Genomic DNA, 17,515 nt, shown 5'->3' with positions numbered 1-17,515 from the left:
CCGACGTGACTCAGCTGTCGTCAGCCGTCGGTTCGACCCCGCTGCACGAACAGGTGCGAAGCCTGCTGATGCGGGAGATCGACGCCGGGACCTATGCCGAAGGCGAGCGGCTTCCGTCCGAACCCGAGCTGTGCGAGCGCTTCGGTGTCAGCCGGATCACCGTGCGGCGGGCGGTGGCCGACCTCGAGGGCCTCGGCATCGTGCGTCGACAGCAGGGCCGTGGGACCTTCGTCGCTCCGCGACGCGAGGTGATCGGCGCCATGACCCTCGGTGGCTTCGCGGACACCGTGGTGGCAGACGGGGTCAAGTCCCGACGGATCATGCGCGCCGAGACGACCCCCGCCGACGAGAAGCGCGCGCGCCGCCTCGGCGTCCCCGTCGGCGACCCGGTGTTCCGGTTGGTGCGGGTCTTCGCTCTCGACGGCATCCCGCTCTCCATCGACGACAGCCGGTATTCTCTGACGCGCTTCCCGGATTTCGATCGGCACATCGACCACGACACCTCCACGTATCAGGTGCTCCGCGACGTGTACGGCGTTGAGTTCTCGGAGATGTACCGCGAGATCGACGTCGGCTTCACGACCGCGCAGACCGCGGAGTGGCTGGCCCGTCCGGAGCACGATCCGCTCATCGTCGTCCGGAAGCGCGCACTCGACCGGGCTGGTGAGGTCGTTCACACGTCACGGGTGAAGGTCGTTCCGAGTCGGATGACGCTGAACATGGTGGTTCGCTCCCAGGGGTGAGGCCGGCCGGGTCTCGCGATGCCGCATATCGTCCGGGTTTCCGCCGGCCCCGCCCGGACCGGACTGTCGGCGTGCCTCGGTAGGATCGACGGGTGGCAGTGAACCAAGAACTTGTCGGCCGGGAGTTCCCGCCGACCGCCCCCTACCTCGTCGGGCGGGAGAAGGTGCGCGAGTTCGCGCGCGCCGTATTCGCCGACGCCCCGCAGCACACCGACGTCGAGGCTGCCCGTGCGGCCGGCTTCGCCGATGTCGTCGCGCCGCCGACCTTCGCGATGGTCCTGCAGGACCTCACGCTGCAGCAGCTGCTGGCCGAGCCGGATTCCGGCATCGTCTTGGCGCGCACCATCCACGCCGAGCAGCGGTTCCGCTACACCAGGCCGATCGTCGCGGGAGCCGAGCTGACGGCGCAGCTGCGCGTCACCGGCATCCGCATGATGGGCGGCAACGCCATGATCACGAGCGAGGCCGAGATCACCGACGACGGGGGCGCGCACGTCGTCACCGCCACCAGCGTGCTCCTCGTCGGCGCCGAGGGGGAGACCGCATGAGCGCGTTCACCGTGGGAGACGTGCTCGCCGAGCGCACCGTGCACCTGACGAGGGAGTCGCTCGTCCGCTACGCCGGGGCTTCTGGAGACTTCAACCCGATCCACTATCGCGACGACGTCGCCGCCGCCGTGGGTCTGCCCGGCGTGCTCGCGCACGGCATGCTGACCATGGGCATCGCCTCCTCTGTGGTCGTGGCCGCGCTCGACCCGCAGACCCGGATCCTCGACTACGGTGTGCGCTTCACGAAGCCCGTGGTGGTCGACCCCGAGACCGGCGCCGACGTGCACGTCGTCGCGACGGTCGGCGCGGTGGACGATGAGTCCGCGCGCATCGACCTCAAGGTCACGACCGGCGACACCACCGTGCTCGTCAAGGCGCAGCTGCGCGTCGCCGTCCGATGAGCGACGTCGAGCCGATCCGGCTGGCCGAGCTCACGACGCTCCGCACCGGCGCCGCCCCCGCGCGCATGCGCGAGGCGACGACGACGGCGGAGCTCGTCGCGGTCCTCCGGGAGACCTGGGCGGAGGGCGACCCCTGGCTGGTACTCGGCGGGGGTTCGAATCTCTTCGTCGGCGACGAGCCGTTCGAGGGCACCGTCATCCGCATCCGCACGAGCGGGATCGAAGAGCTCCCGTCGCCGCATGCCGGCCGCATCCGCCTGCGCGCGCAGGCCGGACACGGCTGGGACGATCTGGTGTCGTACGCGGTCGAGCGGGGCTATGCCGGACTCGAGGCCATGAGCGGCATCCCCGGCACGGTCGGCGCTGCGCCCGTGCAGAACATCGGCGCCTACGGGCAGGAGATCCAGGAGACCCTGGTCGAGGTCGAGCTGATCGATGAGGGTTCCGGCGAGATCTCCACTGTTCCGGCGACCGAGCTCGGGCTCGGATTCCGCACCTCGGTGCTCAAGCACCATCACGGGAGCGAGCCGCAGCGCCGGGCCGTGATCCTGTCCCTCACGGTCGATCTCCTCGTCGCCCGCGAACGCGTGGTCCGCGGTGAGCAGCTGCGACGCGCTCTCGGCCTGACCGACGACACCCCGGTGCCGCTGGTATGGGTCCGGGAGCGCATCCTCGCCACGCGCGCATCGAAGGGCATGCTGCTCGATGCCGACGACCCGGACACGCACGGGGTCGGCTCCTTCTTCCAGAACGCGATCGTCACGGCCGCCCAGGCCCGGTCCCTTCCGCCGGAGTGCCCGCGCTGGCCGGTCGCCCCCGACCTCGACGCCGTGACCGTCATCCCCCTCGCCTCCTACGACGGACACGTGCCGCCGACGAAGACCGAGGCCCCGGACGTGAAGGTGAGCGCCGCCTGGCTGATCGAGCAGGCCGGCATCCGCAAGGGGTTCAAGCTGCCCCGCTCGCGGGCGTCCGTCTCGACCAAGCACGCCCTGGCCCTGACCAACCGGGGCGGCGCCACGGCGGCCGAGGTCGCCGAGCTCGCCCGTTTCATCCAGCACCGCGTGCACGCCGAGTTCGGTCTGGTGCTGCAGCCGGAACCCGTTCTGGTGGGCGTCGACCTGTGACGAAGCTCGAGCGGGTGTCGCGGACGCAGGCCGTCGTGGACGGACTGCTCGACGCCATCATCACGGGTCGGCTCGAAGCCGGACAGCCGCTGCCGCCCGAGGGGGAGCTCGCGGAGCAGTTCGGGGTCTCCCGCCTCACGATGCGCGAGGGCGTCCGCCTCCTGCAGGCGCAGGGCGTGATCGTCGCGGTGCCCGGCACCCGACACCGCATCGCGCCGACCGACGAGTGGACGGGCCTCGACGCGGTCGTCCGGCACGCCCAGAGCGCAGGCGCCCGAGAGCGCTCGTCGCTGGAGATGCTCGAGATGCGCATGATGTTCGAGACCGGGGCGGCGGAGTTCGCGGCGGGGCGCCGCACCGAGGAGCACCTCGCCGAGATGGCCGCGCTCCTCGAGGAGATGCAGGCGGCGCACGAGCGGGCCGACGTGGACGCCTTCGTGGCCGCCGACCTCGCCTTCCACGACGTGATCATCCGCGCGGCGGAGAACCGCATCCTCGTGGCCTCGATGCGTCCGCTGACGACGATGCTGCAGGCCACCCGCAGCGAGACGAGTGCCATCCCGGACATCCGGGAGCACGCGCTGGCGGAGCACGCGGCGGTGCTGGAGGCGATGCGGACCGGGTCCGGCGCGGCTGCCCGCCAGGCCATGCGCAGCCACATGCGCCAGACCCGCGACGACCTGCTGCGCTACGTCCACGGGCGCTGAGCAGCACGCTCTCCGTCGGTTTGGAAGGACGGTGATCGTGAGGTACGCTCGTCGTTATCTGATATCGGATAGCGATGCAGATTCCCCTGGCCCGTGGCCCCCACCACGGGCCATCTTCCGGAACGAAGGAGTTCGTGTGCACATCGACGACCTGCTGGCCCCCCTGCCTGCACCCGTCGCCGTCACCGCGGCCGACGTCCGCACCGAGGTCGACCCCGCCGCCGTGCTCCTCGTCCTCGACGACGACCCGACCGGCACGCAGTCGGTCGCGAACCTCCCGGTCCTCACCCGATGGGAGCGCGCAGACCTGGACGAGGCGCTCGCGACCGGCGCCGCCGCCGTCTATGTGCTCACGAACACCCGGTCCCTCGACGAGGAGGCCGCGGCCGCCCGCAACCGCGAGATCGTCGACGTGGCCCTCGCCGCCGCCGAGGCCCAGGGGCGGCGCGTGACGTTCGTGTCCCGGGGCGACTCGACGCTGCGCGGCCACTTCCCGCTCGAGACCGACGTCCTCTCCGCGGAGATCGGCTCCCGCTCCGGTCGCACCCCCGCACTGACCCTGCTCGTCCCCGCGTTCCCCGACGCCGGGCGCATCACGGTCGACTCCGTGCACTACTGGGTGACCGACGGCGAGGCCACCCCGGTCGGCGAGACGCCTTTCGCGGCGGACGCGACCTTCGGCTACGGCTCTTCCGACCTGCGCGAGTGGGTCGCCGAGAAGACCGGCGGACGCATCCCGGCGTCCGCGGTCGCGGGTCTCGACATCCGCACCATCCGCGCCGGGGTGGACGCCGTGGCCGGCTTCCTCGAGGGACTGACCGACGGCACGGTCGTGGTGGTCGACGTGGTCGAGGAATCGGACATGCGCGTCGTCGCGCTCGCGCTGCACCGCTTGCGGGACCGCGACGTGCTCCTCCGAGTCGGCCCGCCCTACGTGCGCGCGCACATCGGACAGGAGATCGCCGAGCCGGTGCGCGCGGAGGACATCCCCTTCGCGCATGATCGCGGTGGCCTCGTGGTCGTCGGCAGCCACGTGCCGCTCACCACCGCTCAGCTCGAAGCTCTCACAGCGGCCCGGCCGAACACCCGCACGATCGAACTCGAGGTGCGTGCCCTCATCGGCTCCGAGCGCGAGATCCACCTCGAGACGCAGGCGCACGCCGTCGCCGAAGCGCTCGCTACGGGGACCGTGATCGTGCACACCACCCGCGAACTCGTCACGGGTGCCGACGGCGACGAGAGCCTGGCGATCGCCCGCCGCATCTCCGGCGGCGTGGTCGAGCTCGTGCGTCGGGTCCTCGCCATCGCTCCGCCCCGCTTCGTCATCGCGAAGGGCGGGATCACCTCCAGCGATGTCGCGAGCGAGGCCCTCGAGATCCGCCGGGCCACCGTGCTCGGTCCCATGCTGCCCGGCCTCGTGTCGCTGTGGCAGCCGGAGACCGGCCCTGCCGTCGGTATCCCGTACGTCGTGTTCGCCGGCAACGTCGGCGACGCGGACTCCCTCGTCACGGTCGTCGCCACGCTCGCAGGCGACGATGGAAACAACCCGGAAGGACACTCATGACATCCACCGTCGCTGTCATCGGACTCGGCGCCATGGGGCTGCCGATGGCCACCCGCCTCGCCGAGCGCTTCGCGGTGCGTGGCTTCGACATCGCTGCCGAACGCGTCGCCCTCGCCGCAGAGGCGGGTGTCACGCCGGCGGCGTCCGCAGCCGACGCCGTGGACGGTGCCGACGCGGTGCTGGTCGCCGTCCGGACCGGCGCGCAGCTCGAGGCGCTGCTCTTCGGCGAGGACGGGCTCGCCCCGCACCTCGCGGACGGCGCGGTCGTGATCCTCACCAGCACGGTGGGCACGGACGGCATCGATGCCATCGCCGCCCAGCTCGCCGCGCACGGTGCGCAGCTCGTCGACGCTCCGCTGTCCGGAGGGCCGGTCCGTGCCGGGGAGGGCGACCTCCTCATCGTCGTCGGCGCCACCCCGACCGCTCTGGAGACCGCGCGGCCCGTGCTCGACCAGCTCGCCTCGACGCTGTCCATCGTCGGCGACAAGCCCGGGGACGGCCAGGCGCTGAAGACCGTCAATCAGCTCCTCTGCGGCGTGCACATCGCCGCGGCCGCGGAGGCGCTCGCGCTCGCCGACGCCCTCGGACTGGATCGCGCCCGCACACTGGACGCGCTGACGGCCGGTGCCGCGAACTCCTTCATGCTCGGCAACCGCGGTCCGCGCGCCCTGCAGGCCTACGACGAGGACGGCGCCGAGGTGCTCAGCCGCCTCGACATCTTCGTCAAGGACCTCGGCATCGTCGGCGACGCCGCCCGCCGTGCGCACCTGTCCACGCCGGTCGCTGCCGCGGCCGAGCAGCTGTTCCTCCTCGGCGAAGCGCAGGGCCTCGGGGCCCTGGACGACTCCGCCGTCATCCGCGTCGTCGCACCCGAACGACTGTCCTGAGCGCGACGTCGCGCCCTCACTGAAAGAAGAGATCCAGAGATGCTTCCTCTTCCGATCCTCATCCTGATCGGCCTGGCGGGCCTCGGCCTGCTGCTCCTGCTCATCATCCGGTTCAAGATGCAGGCGTTCTACGCCCTCATCCTCGTGTCGATCATCGTCGGCATCGCGGCAGGTCTACCGCTGACCACGATCCCCGCCGACGGCGACACCCCCGAGCAGCTCGGCGTCATCCAGGCGATCATCGCCGGTGTCGGCGGCACCCTCGGCTCGGTGGCCGTGCTCGTCGCCCTCGGCTCGATGCTCGGCAAGATCATCGAGCTGTCCGGCGGCGCCGAGTCGCTCGCCGGACGCTTCACCAGCTGGCTGGGCCCGAAGCGCGTCGGCATCGCGCTCGTCATCGCCGCCGGCATCCTGGCGATCCCGGTGTTCTTCGATGCCGGCTTCATCATCCTCATCCCCATCGTGTTCGCCTTCTCGAAGGTGGCCGGTCTCAACCCGATCAAGTTCGGCCTGCCGGTCGCGGGCATCATGCTCGCGGTGCACGTCGCGGTGCCCCCGCACCCGGGCATCGTCGGCGGTTCCGCGATCCTCGGGGCCGACATCGGCTGGGTGACGATCTTCTCCCTCGCGATCTCCGTGCCGCTCGGCGTGCTGTCCTACCTGGTGGCGAAGTGGATCAACACCCGCGAGTTCGCGATGCTCGCGGCCACGAAGGAGATGTACGACAACTTCGGCACGGAGAAGTCGACGCTCACCGGCGGACTCGGCGAGGGCGAGAAGGCGCCGGGCGCCGGCACCGTCCTCGGCCTCATCCTCCTGCCGCTCGTGCTCATCATGCTCGGCACCGCCGTGGCGCCGCTGTTCGAGGCCGGGACGTTCTGGAACGGATTCCTCAGCATGGTCGGCCAGCCGATCTTCGCCCTCATGGTCGCGATCGCCGCCGCGATGTACCTGCTCGGCGTGCGTCGCGGCTGGTCGGCCGCCCACCTCGGCGAGGTCATGGAGTCGGCGCTGCCGGCCGCCGCCGTCATCATCCTCGTGACGGGTGCCGGTGGTGCCTTCGGGCGTATCCTCACGGAGACCGGGATCGGTGGAGCGGTCGCCGAGGTGCTCGCCTCCAGCGGCATGCCCCTGCTGCTCGCGGCCTTCCTCATCTCCCTCATCATGCGTGCCGCCCAGGGATCCGCGACCGTCGCGATCGCCACCACCGCGGGGCTCCTGCTGCCGTCGGTCTCCGCGATGGGGCTCGACACCGTGCACACCGCGCTGCTCGCGGTCGCGATCGGCTACGGCGGCCTCGGCCTCAGCCACGTGAACGACTCGGGCTTCTGGGTGGTCACGCGGTACCTCGGCCTCTCGGTGAAGGACGGTCTGCGCACCTGGACGCCGCTCACGACGGTGCTCGGCGTGACCGGCTTCGCGTTGACCTGGATCCTCTACGCGGTGATCCCCGTCTCCTGACCCGTCCGCACGAACGGCCGTCGCCTCCGGGTGGCGGCCGTTCGGCGTCTCCGGCGGGTGGTGACCGGGGCCACGGCGGACTACGCTCGCGGGATGAGCGGACTGATCCCGTACCTGCTGTTCCCCGGCAATGCCGCAGAAGCGCTCGGCCACTACCGCGACGTCTTCGGCGGCGAGCTCCAGCTGATGGACTACGCGAGCGCCGGTCGTCACGACGGCCCGGGCGATGCGGTCGCGCACGGACAGCTCAGCGGGCTGGTCGAGCTCGCCGGGGCCGACGCGGGAGCCGATGACGACGCGGTCCAGATGAGCGGGATGTTCCTCTCGCTCCTCGGCACCGCCGCCCCGGGGACGCTCACCCGCTGGTACGACCGCCTCGCCTCCGGCGGCCGCGTGATCGACCCGCTGCAGCAGCGCCCGTGGGGAGACGTCGACGGCACCCTCGTCGATCGGTACGGCGTCCGCTGGCTGATCGGCTTCCACCCCGAGGACTGACTGACCCGAGACCCCGGATTCACGCCGAGACCCCCTCGTACCTGCGCAGGTACGAGGGGGTCTCGGCGCTAAAGCGGGGTCTCGGGTCAGGAGGAGAACAGACGCTGCAGGCGCTGCACGCCCTCGAGGAGCTGGTCGTCGCCGAGCGCGTACGACATGCGGATGTAGCCCGACGGACCGAACGCTTCACCGGGGACGACGGCGACCTCGGCCTGGTCGAGGATGAGGTCGGCGAGCTCCAGCGAGGTGGTCGGGGTCACGCCGCCCCAGGTGCGACCGAGCAGGCCCTGAACGTCGGGGTAGACGTAGAACGCGCCGAGCGGGTTCGGGACCACGAGTCCGTCGATCTTGGACAGTTCCGACACGATGAGCTGGCGGCGGCGGTCGAAGGCCTCGCGCATCTTCTCGGCCTCGTCCTGCGGACCGTTGAGCGCCGCGATCGCCGCCTTCTGCGCGACGTTGTTCACGTTGCTCGTGAGGTGCGACTGCAGGTTCCCGGCGATCTTGATGGCGTCGGCCGGACCCACCATCCAGCCCACACGCCAGCCGGTCATCGCGTAGGTCTTGGCGACCCCGTTGACGAGGATCGTCTGGTTCGCAGCCTCCGGCACGGCCTCCACGATCGAGGTCGCCTTCACGCCCTCGTAGGTGAGGTTCTGGTAGATCTCGTCGCTGATGATCCAGATGCCGTGCTCCACCGCCCACTCGCCGATGGCCTTCGTCTCCTCGGCGGTGTACACGGAGCCGGTGGGGTTCGACGGCGACACGAACACGAGGACCGTCGTACGATCGGTGCGCGCCGCCTCGAGCTGCTCGACGGTCACCTTGTACTCCTGGTCGGCGCCGGCGAAGACCTCGACCGGGGTGCCGTCGGCGAGACGGATCGCCTCCGGGTAGGTCGTCCAGTACGGAGCCGGCAGCAGCACCTCGTCGCCGGGGTTCACGACCGCCTGGAACGCCTGGTACACCGACTGCTTCCCGCCGTTGGTGACGATGACCTGACCGGGGGAGACCTCGAGGCCGGAGTCGCGGAGCGTCTTGGCGGCGACCGCCTCGCGCAGCGCCGGCAGTCCGGGAGCGGGGGTGTACCGGTAGCTCGCGGGGTCGGCCAGCGCCTCGGCCGCCGCATCGACGATGAACTGCGGCGTGGCGAAGTCGGGCTCGCCCGCGGCATACGAGATGACGGGCTTGCCCTCGGCCTTGAGGGCCTTGGCCTTGGCATCGACCTTGAGGGTCGCGGACTCGGCGATGGCGGACAGCTTGCGGGAGAGAGGAGCGCGTTCGGTCACGGTTACGAGCGTACTCGGGTCGATACGGCGGGGGAGGTGTGGGATGCCGCCAAGATCCGAGGTTCTTTCGGGTTCGACAGGTCAGTCGGTGGAGAGGCCGTGCGCCTGGGCGACGGCGTCCAGCGTGATGCGTCCCCCCTGCACGTTGAGGCCCTTCGCGAGGGCAGCGTCGTCGGAGGCCGCCCGCTCCCAGCCCTTGGCCGCGATCGCCGAGACGTAGGGGAGGGTGGCGTTCGTGAGCGCCCGGGTCGCGGTCGTCGGCACGGCTCCCGGCATGTTCGCGACGCAGTAGTAGATCGAGTCGTGCACCGCGAAGGTCGGGTCGTCGTGCGTGGTCGGACGGGAGCCCTCGAAGCAGCCGCCCTGGTCGATCGCGATGTCGACGAGCACGGACCCCGGCTTCATCGCCGCGACCATGTCGTCGGTCACCAGCTTGGGGGCCGCGGCGCCGGGGATGAGGACCGAGCCGATCACGAGGTCCGCCGTCGTCAGCTCCTCGGCGATGTCGTACCGGCTCGACGCGCGCGTCTCCAGGGCGCCGCCGTAGCGGTGCTCGAGCTCGCGCAGGCGGGGGAGCGCCACGTCGACGACGGTGACCTTCGACCCGAGTCCGAGCGCGTTCGCGGCGGCGTGCTCGCCCGCGACGCCGCCGCCGATCACCACGGTCTTGGCCCGCGGGGTGGCGGCGATGCCGCCCAGCAGCATGCCGCGGCCGCCCTGCGAACGCAGCAGCGAGTGGGACCCCATGACGACGGAGAGGCGACCGGCGATCTCGCTCATCGGCACGAGCAGGGGCAGCGTGCGATCCGGCAGCTGCACGGTCTCGTAGGCGACGGCGGTCGTGCCGGCCGCCACGAGCGCCTCGGTCAGCGGGCGGTCGGCCGCGAGGTGGAGGTAGGTGAAGAGCGTGAGGTCGGGGCGGAGGAAGCCGTACTCCTCGGCCACGGGCTCCTTGACTTTGATGAGAAGGTCGGCCTCGCCCCACGCGTCGGCGGCGGTCGCGACGATCTCCGCACCGGCCGCGCGGTACGCGTCGTCATCGATGCTCGACCCGACGCCGGCTCCCGACTGCACGAGCACCCGGTGGCCTTCCCGCACGAGCCGATCGGCCCCGGCCGGGGTGAGGGCGACGCGGTTCTCGTTGTTCTTGACTTCGGTCGGGACGCCGATCTTCATCGATCCTCCAGGTCTCGGGGGCGCAGGGTGCAGACAAGGATCGCAGAAACGTCGAGACATCGACAGATTCGATGAAGACTCTTCGGTGCGAGTCCGAATCCTGAATAATGCTTCGTATGACCACCGCCTCCGCGTCGCCCGAGCCGAACAGCGTTCGGGCGCCTGCTCTCGACCCCACCGACGCGCGGATCGTGCAGCTCCTCACCGCCGACGGGAGGATGACGAACGCCGAGCTGGCCGGACGGCTGGGAGTCGCCCCGTCAACGGCGCACGCACGCCTGCGCGGGCTGATCGAGCGCGGGGTCATCACCGGGTTCCATGCGAGCGTCGACGAACGCGAGCTCGGCGCCGGACTCCAGGCGATCATCGGCGTCAGCCTGCGCCCGGCCGCCCGACGGGAGAGCATCGTGGAGTTCGCGGATCGCGTGCGCGCGCTGCCGCAGGTGATCCAGGTGTTCTTCCTCGGCGGAGACGACGACTTCCTCCTGCACATCGCGGTCGCCGACTCGTCGGAGATGCGCGAGTTCGTGCTCGAGCACCTGTCCGCTCAGAGCAGCGTGGCATCGACCCGCACGAGCATCGTGTTCGACTACCACCGCAACTCGGTCGCCGCGTCGTTCCACTGAGTCGCCGCGCGGCGACTCAGGTCTCGAACGAGGAGGGGACGGCGCAGTAGTCGGCGAAACGCCGGGTGGGATGGGCCGGATCGGTCACGTCGACCAGGGCGTTCGCCGCGGTGTGCGGGGGCTCGTCTCCGGCGAGCTGCCAGAGGACGTAGTTCCACATCCCGCGTGCGCTCGGCGACACGATCGCGCCCGGTCCGGACACGAGGAGCACGGCGTCGCTGTCGGTGGCGCGGAACGGCGCCACGACGTCGGCGCGGAGGGCGGCTTCCTCCCCGTCCGCGGTGTGTGCGCGCTCGACGGTCTGGCCGGCAGCGGTGAGCGCGGCGGCCAGGCCATCCGCGGCCACGCGCGAACGCTCGGCGTCGGCCCCGGCGACCGCGACCAGCCGTCGCCCCCGCGGATAGAGGTGCAGGAACTCCTCGGCGATGCTGCTCCATACGGCGCTCATGGCTCCAGGCTACGCCCGGCAGGGAGCGTGCGGGCCGGGTGGGACGTGAGGATGCCGCGGACCTCGCGGCCCGCGGCATCCCGGCGTCGTCAGTCCTCGTCGACCAGGAACCGGCTGTAGGCGCCCAGGGTGAGGAAGGTCGGGAACTCCTCGCGGAGGGCGACCTCGCGGAAGATCTCGGCGGCGTCGTCGAAGCGGTCGCCCTCGCGTCGCTCGACCTCGTCCAGCACCTCGCCGATCAGCCCTTCGACGTACTCGACCGTGATGGGGGTGCCGTCCTGCGTGGTGCGGTCCTGGTGGATCCACTGCCACACCTGGGAGCGGCTGATCTCCGCGGTCGCGGCATCCTCCATAAGGTTGTCGATCGCGACGGCGCCGAGCCCGCGCAGCCAGGCCTCCAGGTAGCGGATGGCGACCGAGACGTTGTCCCGCACGCCCTGCGCCGTGATCGGGCGACCGATGTGCAGGTCGAGCAGGTCGCGTGCCTCCACGTGCACGTCGTCGCGCTGGCGGTCGATCTGGTTCGGGCGGTCTCCGAGCACGGCGTCGAACTCGGCCTGCGCCGTCGGGATCAGGTCCGGGTGGGCGACCCAGGTGCCGTCGAAGCCGTCGCCGGCCTCGCGCTTCTTGTCAGCCGACACCTTCTCCACCGCGCGTGCCGTCACCTCGGGGTCGCGGCGATTGGGGATGAACGCGCTCATGCCGCCGATCGCGAAGGCGCCGCGCTTGTGGCATGTCTGCACCAGCAACTCGGTGTAGGCCCGCATGAACGGCACCGTCATCGTGACCTCGCCGCGGTCGGGGAGCACGAAGCGAGCGCCGCGGCCGCGGTAGTTCTTGATGATGGAGAAGATGTAGTCCCAGCGCCCGGCGTTGAGGCCCGCGCAGTGGTCGCGCAGCTCGTACAGGATCTCGTCCATCTCGAACGCGGCAGGCAGCGTCTCGATCAGCACGGTCGCGCGGATGGTGCCGTGCGGGATGCCGATGTACTCCTCGCTGAAGGAGAACACGTCGTCCCACAGCTTGGCCTCGTCGCTCGACTCCAGCTTCGCGATGTAGAAGTACGGTCCGCGTCCGCCCTCGATCAGCGCCTGCGCGTTGTGCAGGAAATAGAGGCCGAAGTCGACCAGGGAGCCGGACGCCGAGGTGCGGCGGCCGGAGCGGTCGATGAAGGCGAGGTGCTTCTCCGGCAGATGCCACCCGCGCGGGCGCATCACGATCGTGGGGGTGCGCTCGGCGGTGACGCGGTACTCCTTGCCCTCGGGGGAGGTGAAGGAGAGCTCGCCCCGGATCGCGTCGCGGAGGGACAGCTGCCCTTCGATGACGTTCTTCCAGGTCGGGCTCGTGGCGTCCTCCTGGTCGGCGAGCCAGACGCGAGCCCCGGAGTTCAGGGCGTTGATCGTCATCTTCGGGTCGGTGGGGCCGGTGATCTCGACGCGGCGGTCCTCGAGCCCGGGGCCGGCGCCGGCGACGCGCCAGGTGGTGTCCTGACGGATGTGCGCGGTGTCCTCGCGGAACTGCGGGTCGTGCCCGTTGCCGATCTCGAAGCGGCGGCGCATCCGGTCGGCCAGCCGGTCATGGCGGCGGGAGGCGAATCGGTGGTGGAGCTCGGTGAGGAAGGCGATCGCCTCCGGGGTGAGGATCTCGTCGTAGCGATCGCGCATCGGCCCGGCGATCTCGATCGCGGGCCCCTGCCGGGTCGTCTGAATCGGTGCGGTGGTCATGATGGTGTCCTTTGCCTTATGCCGAGCCCCCGGGGTGTCGTCGAGACCCCGCGCTCCCGGCGTGTGCGGGGCGGGGTCTCGACGAGAACCGGGGGTCTCGGGGGAGAATCAGTGGAACTGGGCGGTCTCGGTGGAGCCGGCCAGGGCGAGGGTCGCGCTGTCGGGGTTGAGCGCGGTGGAGATGACGTCGAAGTAGCCGGTGCCCGCCTCGCGCTGGTGCTTGGTGGCGGTGTAGCCGTCGGCCTCGGCGGCGAACTCGGCTTCCTGCAGCTCGACGTAGGCGCTCATGGCGCGCTCGGCGTAACCGCGGGCGAGATCGAACATGGAGTGGTTCAGGGCGTGGAACCCGGCCAGGGTGATGAACTGGAACTTGTAGCCCAGGTCTGCCAGCTCCTGCTGGAACGTCGCGATCTCGGCGTCCGACAGGTGGCGCTTCCAGTTGAAGCTCGGCGAGCAGTTGTAGGCCAGGAGCTTACCGGGGAACTGTGCGTGGATCGCGGTGGCGAACTCCCGTGCCAGCGCGATGTCCGGCTCCCCGGTCTCGACCCAGAGCAGGTCGGCGTAGGGGGCGAACGCGAGGCCGCGGCTGATGACCGACTCGATGCCCGGGCGGATCCGGTAGAAGCCCTCGGACGTGCGCTCGCCGGTGGTGAACTCCCGGTCGCGCTCGTCGACGTCGCTCGTGAGTAGATCGGCGGCGAGGGCATCCGTGCGGGCGATGATGACGGTCGGAACGCCGGCGACGTCCGCCGCGAGTCGTGCCGCGTTCAGCGTGCGGATGTGCTGCTGCGTGGGCACGAGCACCTTGCCGCCGAGGTGGCCGCACTTCTTCTCGCTCGCGAGCTGGTCCTCCCAGTGGATGCCGGCGGCACCGGACTGGATGAGGGACTGCGCGAGCTCGTAGGCGTTGAGCGGACCGCCGAAACCCGCCTCGGCGTCGGCGACGATCGGCGCGAGCCAGTCCTGCGTGATCTCGCCCTCGGCGTGCTCGAGCTGGTCCTGCCGGAGCAGGGCGTTGTTGATGCGGCGCACGACCGCCGGGACCGAGTTCGCGGGGTAGAGCGACTGATCGGGGTAGGTCTGTCCTGCGAGGTTGCCGTCCGCGGCGACCTGCCAGCCGGAGAGGTAGATGGCCTTCAGCCCGGCGCGCACCTGCTGCACGGCCTGGCCTCCGGTGTAGGCGCCGAGAGCCCGGATGTAGTCCTCCGTGTGCAGAAGGTTCCAGAGGTTCTCCGCGCCGCGGTGGGCGAGGGTGGCGTCCTCGCGGACCGAGCCGCGGATGCGGATGACGTCCTCCGCGGAGTAGGTGCGCTCGACGCCGTCCCACCGCGGGTCGGTGTCCCAGATCTCCTGAAGCTCCGCGGCCGTCTGGACCTGGTCGCCGGCGCGCAGGCCGGCGGGGCGCGGGGTGGGGGTCGCTGCGGTGTTCGTCATGGTGTCTCCTCGGATGGGAATCGGCGTCGGTGCCGATGGCGTGCCTCCACTCTGTGTGAAGTTCCCCTGCTCTCCCACGCCGGATCCAGGAGAAGTTTGCGCGAATTTCTGCTTTTGTGACAGACTCGGCCCTCACGCCCCGCTCACCCGGCTTGCCGGGATCAGAAAAGACCCCGGCGCGGTCTCGCGCGGAGCGTTCCCGATCCCGCACCGACGCGGACGGTGGGCCGAGAGGATCCGACATGGACGACACCACGGAAGACGCCGACGCCCTCACCGTCGGCCGACGCATCCGCCAGCTGCGCACAGCACGGGGCCTGACGCTCGAGGAGCTCGCCGCCGCGGTCGATCGCGCGCCGAGCCAGATGTCGATGATCGAGACGGGCAAGCGCGAGCCCAAGCTCACGCAGCTGCAGGCCATCGCCCGCGCGCTCGGGGTGACCATCGACGCGCTGCTTTCCGGGGAGCCGCTCGACGAGCGCAGCGCGATCGAGATCGCCCTGGAACGCGCGATGAAGGGGCAGACGTTCCAGGCGCTGGGCATCGCGCCGTTCCGCATCGCCAAGAGCGTGCCGACGGAGGCGCTCAAGGCGCTGCTCGCCCTGCAGGGCGAGATCGACCGCCTCAAGGACGAGCGCGCCGCGACGCCCGAGGAGGCGCGGCGCGCCAATGTGGACCTCCGGCACTTGATGCGGCGACAGGACAACCACTTCGCCGACCTCGAGGCGAAGGCGGCCGAGATCCTCGCAGCCGTCGGTCATCCCGGGGGGCCGCTGACCCAGCGCACCGCATCCGAGATCGCGGCGTACCTCGGCTTCACCCTCCACTACGCCGCCGACCTGCCGCAGACCACCCGCAGCGTCGCCGACCTCGCGAACGGCCGGCTGTACCTGTCGAGCAGCGTGCCGGCCAAGGGGGATGCCCGCACCGCGGTCCTGCAGGCGCTGTCGAGTCGCATCCTGGGGCACGCCGAGCCGCGCAGCTACGCCGAGTTCCTCCGCCAGCGCGTCGAGACGAACTACCTCACCGGCGCCCTGCTGATGCCGGAGGCCGACGTCGTCCCTGCCCTGCAGGACGCGAAGCAGCGGCGCGCGATCTCCATCGAAGACCTCCGTGACGCGTACTCGGTGTCGTACGAGACGGCGGCGCACCGCTTCACGAACCTCGCCACCCGGCACCTCGACATCCCCGTGCACTTCCTCAAGGTGCACGAGTCGGGCACGATCACCAAGGCGTACGAGAACGACGACGTGAACTTCCCGACCGACCGGCTCGGCGCCATCGAGGGGCAGATGTGCTGCCGCCGGTGGACCTCCCGGGTGGTCTTCGACGAGGACGACCGCTTCAATCCGTACTACCAGTACACCGACACCGGAAACGGCACCTACTGGTGCACCGCCCGTGTGGAGGCGTCGAGCGAGGGCCTGCACTCGGTCAGCGTGGGCGTGCGGTTCGACGACACGAGGTGGTTCGTCGGCAGGGACACCCCGCACCGCGGCGTCTCGAAGCACTCGGTCGAGGTGTGCTGTCGTCGGGCCCCCGCCGAGCTGGAGGAGCGGTGGCGCGAGAACTCCTGGCCCAACGTGAAGACCCCGCGCACGCTGCTCGCGACTCTGCCCACGGGAGCCTTCCCCGGCGTGGACACCACCGACGTGTACGAGTTCCTGGAGTCTCACGCGCCCCGGTGATCCCGCTCGGTACGCTCGGTCGATGAGCAGCGGTGTCTTCCCCGGTCCCTTCGGTCCGATGCCCGAGGCGGGTGCCGCCGCGATCCTGTGGATGCCCCCGCAGCCGGACGCTCCGGGGCCGGTCCGGTTCGTCGACGGCTTCGAGCCCTTCGTCGAGTTCGCGCGGGGCCAGGGGAACGACCCTGCAGCGCTCGCCGTCGATCTCGGGGCGACGTGGGACTTCATCGCCGGTCATCCGGAGGTCCTCGAGAGCGACAGGCTGGCCACGGCGGCGGCGCGGTTCGTGGGGAACGTCATCGCGGTCGTGCATCCGGCCGCGACATGGCGGATGACGGGCGAGCCGGAGATCGGGACCAACACCCTCTCGATCCCGGTCGCGGGCCTCGTGCAGGGGATGGTGCAGCAGCCCGAGCAGCGGGACGCGCTTCTGCAGATGCTCGCGTCGTGGGAGCAGGACGACCTCGACGACGAGGAGATGAGGGCGCTGTCCGCGGAGGATTCCGCTCCCGCGGTCGTCGTCATCCCGGCGCGCGCGTATGTCCGGCCTGCTCTCCCGCTCCTGGACTTCCATGACGAGAGCGGCGAGGTCATCCGTTACGGACGCCGCTGGCCCGATGGCATCGCGCCGGAGGAGTCGTACTCTCGGGAGAGCCACCCGGAGCGCTTCGCGCCGCTGCTTCTCGTGGTCGATGCGCTCGTCGAGCACCTCTCCCGCGAGTACGAGGTCGAGGCGCGGCGAGAGTCGGGGGAGGACGGGACGGAACGCATCGTGCTCGCACCGGCGTACGGTGCGCGAGTCATCCTCACGCCGACCGTTCCCTCCGTCAGCATCGAGGCGGGCGCCCACTTCCACGCGATCGTGCCGTCGTGCATCTGCGATGCCTGCGACGAGACCGCCGAGACCGCGGCGGACGAGCTGGAGCGGATCGTGCTGTCGATCGTCGCTGGCGGCTTCCGGGAGAAGTACCCCGTCGGTCGCCGTGCGTGGCTGTACACCGAGATCCGGTCGCCGGACGGCGAGCGGCGGGAGAGCAGTTCCGGCCCCGCCCCGGACCACTCCGTCGAGGATCACGAGCGCGCGGCGGCCCTGCTGAGCGGACTCGACGACGGCTGGTGGCCTGCCTGGCCGCTCCGCTCGACCGCACAAACTTAGTTTGATCTTGCTTAGTCAAGATTGACTATGTTACTTTCATCGAG

Annotated in this window: 17 protein-coding genes; 12 read left to right on the top strand and 5 right to left on the bottom strand. The window is 70.7% G+C overall.

The genetic code is table 11. From position 1 onward, the window contains the following. Positions 1-5 precede the first annotated feature (5 nt). From KZC57_RS06485 to KZC57_RS06445, 9 genes are all read left to right on the top strand, one after another. A complete protein-coding gene (locus KZC57_RS06485) occupies positions 6-743 on the top strand; it encodes a GntR family transcriptional regulator (protein WP_025102374.1) in 738 nt (245 codons plus the stop codon). Positions 744-835: 92 nt separating this feature from the next. Continuing rightward, complete coding sequence (locus tag KZC57_RS06480; RefSeq protein WP_247641305.1) at positions 836-1,291, top strand: MaoC family dehydratase N-terminal domain-containing protein; 456 nt, start codon at positions 836-838, stop codon at positions 1,289-1,291. Continuing rightward, positions 1,288-1,692: a MaoC/PaaZ C-terminal domain-containing protein gene (locus tag KZC57_RS06475; RefSeq protein ID WP_060921254.1), complete on the top strand. Its 405-nt coding sequence runs from the start codon at positions 1,288-1,290 to the stop codon at positions 1,690-1,692. Before KZC57_RS06480 ends, KZC57_RS06475 begins: the two co-directional genes overlap by 4 nt. Then, on the top strand, positions 1,689-2,819 hold the full coding sequence (locus tag KZC57_RS06470; protein WP_217584838.1) for a UDP-N-acetylmuramate dehydrogenase: 1,131 nt from the start codon (positions 1,689-1,691) through the stop codon (positions 2,817-2,819). Before KZC57_RS06475 ends, KZC57_RS06470 begins: the two co-directional genes overlap by 4 nt. Continuing rightward, positions 2,816-3,526 (top strand): FadR/GntR family transcriptional regulator, encoded by a 711-nt coding sequence (locus KZC57_RS16515; protein WP_025102370.1) that lies wholly within the window; start codon positions 2,816-2,818, stop codon positions 3,524-3,526. Before KZC57_RS06470 ends, KZC57_RS16515 begins: the two co-directional genes overlap by 4 nt. Before the next feature lie 136 nt (positions 3,527-3,662). After that, a complete protein-coding gene (locus KZC57_RS06460; RefSeq protein WP_247641304.1) occupies positions 3,663-5,090 on the top strand; it encodes a four-carbon acid sugar kinase family protein in 1,428 nt (475 codons plus the stop codon). Further along, complete coding sequence (locus tag KZC57_RS06455) at positions 5,087-5,977, top strand: NAD(P)-dependent oxidoreductase (RefSeq protein ID WP_060921257.1); 891 nt, start codon at positions 5,087-5,089, stop codon at positions 5,975-5,977. The genes KZC57_RS06460 and KZC57_RS06455 overlap by 4 nt, the downstream gene beginning before the upstream one ends. 39 nt (positions 5,978-6,016) lie before the next feature. After that, on the top strand, positions 6,017-7,438 hold the full coding sequence (locus tag KZC57_RS06450; RefSeq protein ID WP_247641303.1) for a GntP family transporter: 1,422 nt from the start codon (positions 6,017-6,019) through the stop codon (positions 7,436-7,438). A 93-nt stretch (positions 7,439-7,531) separates the two neighbouring features. Then, on the top strand, positions 7,532-7,933 hold the full coding sequence (locus KZC57_RS06445) for a VOC family protein (protein WP_247641302.1): 402 nt from the start codon (positions 7,532-7,534) through the stop codon (positions 7,931-7,933). An 86-nt stretch (positions 7,934-8,019) separates the two neighbouring features. Here KZC57_RS06445 and KZC57_RS06440 read toward each other — a convergent pair whose 3' ends face one another. Together KZC57_RS06440 and ald are read right to left on the bottom strand one after the other, a co-directional pair. Continuing rightward, entirely contained in the window at positions 8,020-9,222 is a 1,203-nt protein-coding gene (locus KZC57_RS06440) for a pyridoxal phosphate-dependent aminotransferase (RefSeq protein ID WP_025102364.1), read from the bottom strand. An 81-nt stretch (positions 9,223-9,303) separates the two neighbouring features. After that, complete coding sequence (gene ald / locus KZC57_RS06435; protein ID WP_247641301.1) at positions 9,304-10,398, bottom strand: alanine dehydrogenase; 1,095 nt, start codon at positions 10,396-10,398, stop codon at positions 9,304-9,306. Between the two features lie 107 nt (positions 10,399-10,505). Here ald and KZC57_RS06430 point away from each other — a divergent pair, with 107 nt between their 5' ends. Next, entirely contained in the window at positions 10,506-11,024 is a 519-nt protein-coding gene (locus KZC57_RS06430; protein WP_247641300.1) for an Lrp/AsnC family transcriptional regulator, read from the top strand. A gap of 16 nt (positions 11,025-11,040) precedes the next feature. Here KZC57_RS06430 and KZC57_RS06425 read toward each other — a convergent pair whose 3' ends face one another. From KZC57_RS06425 to aceA, 3 genes are all read right to left on the bottom strand, one after another. Next, the gene (locus tag KZC57_RS06425; protein WP_247641299.1) at positions 11,041-11,472 is read right to left on the bottom strand and encodes a hypothetical protein; all 432 of its coding nucleotides are present in this window, start codon (positions 11,470-11,472) and stop codon (positions 11,041-11,043) included. Positions 11,473-11,561: 89 nt separating this feature from the next. Then, positions 11,562-13,196, bottom strand: a complete 1,635-nt coding sequence (aceB, locus tag KZC57_RS06420; protein WP_247641298.1) for a malate synthase A — start codon at positions 13,194-13,196, stop codon at positions 11,562-11,564. Positions 13,197-13,304: 108 nt separating this feature from the next. Further along, entirely contained in the window at positions 13,305-14,630 is a 1,326-nt protein-coding gene (gene aceA / locus KZC57_RS06415) for an isocitrate lyase (protein ID WP_060921262.1), read from the bottom strand. 242 nt (positions 14,631-14,872) lie between these two features. On the opposite strand from aceA, the gene KZC57_RS06410 reads away from it, so the two are divergent. Continuing rightward, positions 14,873-16,318 (top strand): helix-turn-helix transcriptional regulator, encoded by a 1,446-nt coding sequence (locus tag KZC57_RS06410; protein WP_060921263.1) that lies wholly within the window; start codon positions 14,873-14,875, stop codon positions 16,316-16,318. A gap of 22 nt (positions 16,319-16,340) precedes the next feature. Continuing rightward, positions 16,341-17,471 carry a DUF6226 family protein gene (locus KZC57_RS06405; RefSeq protein ID WP_247641297.1) on the top strand — a complete coding sequence of 377 codons (1,131 nt, stop codon included), beginning with the start codon at positions 16,341-16,343 and terminating at the stop codon, positions 17,469-17,471. Positions 17,472-17,515: the final 44 nt, after the last annotated feature.

This window comes from Microbacterium sp. KSW4-4 (assembly GCF_023091185.1).
Taxonomy (GTDB): Bacteria; Actinomycetota; Actinomycetes; order Actinomycetales; family Microbacteriaceae; genus Microbacterium; species Microbacterium paraoxydans.
This window is presented reverse-complemented; position numbering and strand designations above follow the sequence as displayed.

Coding starts and splice junctions, on each gene's coding strand:
- KZC57_RS06455 (WP_060921257.1), top strand. CDS start 5,087: ATGACATCCACCGTCGCTGTCATCGGACTCGGCGCCATGGGGCTGCCG.
- aceB (WP_247641298.1), bottom strand. CDS start 13,196: ATGACCACCGCACCGATTCAGACGACCCGGCAGGGGCCCGCGATCGAG.
- aceA (WP_060921262.1), bottom strand. CDS start 14,630: ATGACGAACACCGCAGCGACCCCCACCCCGCGCCCCGCCGGCCTGCGC.
- KZC57_RS06470 (WP_217584838.1), top strand. CDS start 1,689: ATGAGCGACGTCGAGCCGATCCGGCTGGCCGAGCTCACGACGCTCCGC.
- KZC57_RS06430 (WP_247641300.1), top strand. CDS start 10,506: ATGCTTCGTATGACCACCGCCTCCGCGTCGCCCGAGCCGAACAGCGTT.
- KZC57_RS06445 (WP_247641302.1), top strand. CDS start 7,532: ATGAGCGGACTGATCCCGTACCTGCTGTTCCCCGGCAATGCCGCAGAA.
- KZC57_RS06425 (WP_247641299.1), bottom strand. CDS start 11,472: ATGAGCGCCGTATGGAGCAGCATCGCCGAGGAGTTCCTGCACCTCTAT.
- KZC57_RS06475 (WP_060921254.1), top strand. CDS start 1,288: ATGAGCGCGTTCACCGTGGGAGACGTGCTCGCCGAGCGCACCGTGCAC.
- KZC57_RS06405 (WP_247641297.1), top strand. CDS start 16,341: ATGAGCAGCGGTGTCTTCCCCGGTCCCTTCGGTCCGATGCCCGAGGCG.
- KZC57_RS06450 (WP_247641303.1), top strand. CDS start 6,017: ATGCTTCCTCTTCCGATCCTCATCCTGATCGGCCTGGCGGGCCTCGGC.
- ald (WP_247641301.1), bottom strand. CDS start 10,398: ATGAAGATCGGCGTCCCGACCGAAGTCAAGAACAACGAGAACCGCGTC.
- KZC57_RS06410 (WP_060921263.1), top strand. CDS start 14,873: ATGGACGACACCACGGAAGACGCCGACGCCCTCACCGTCGGCCGACGC.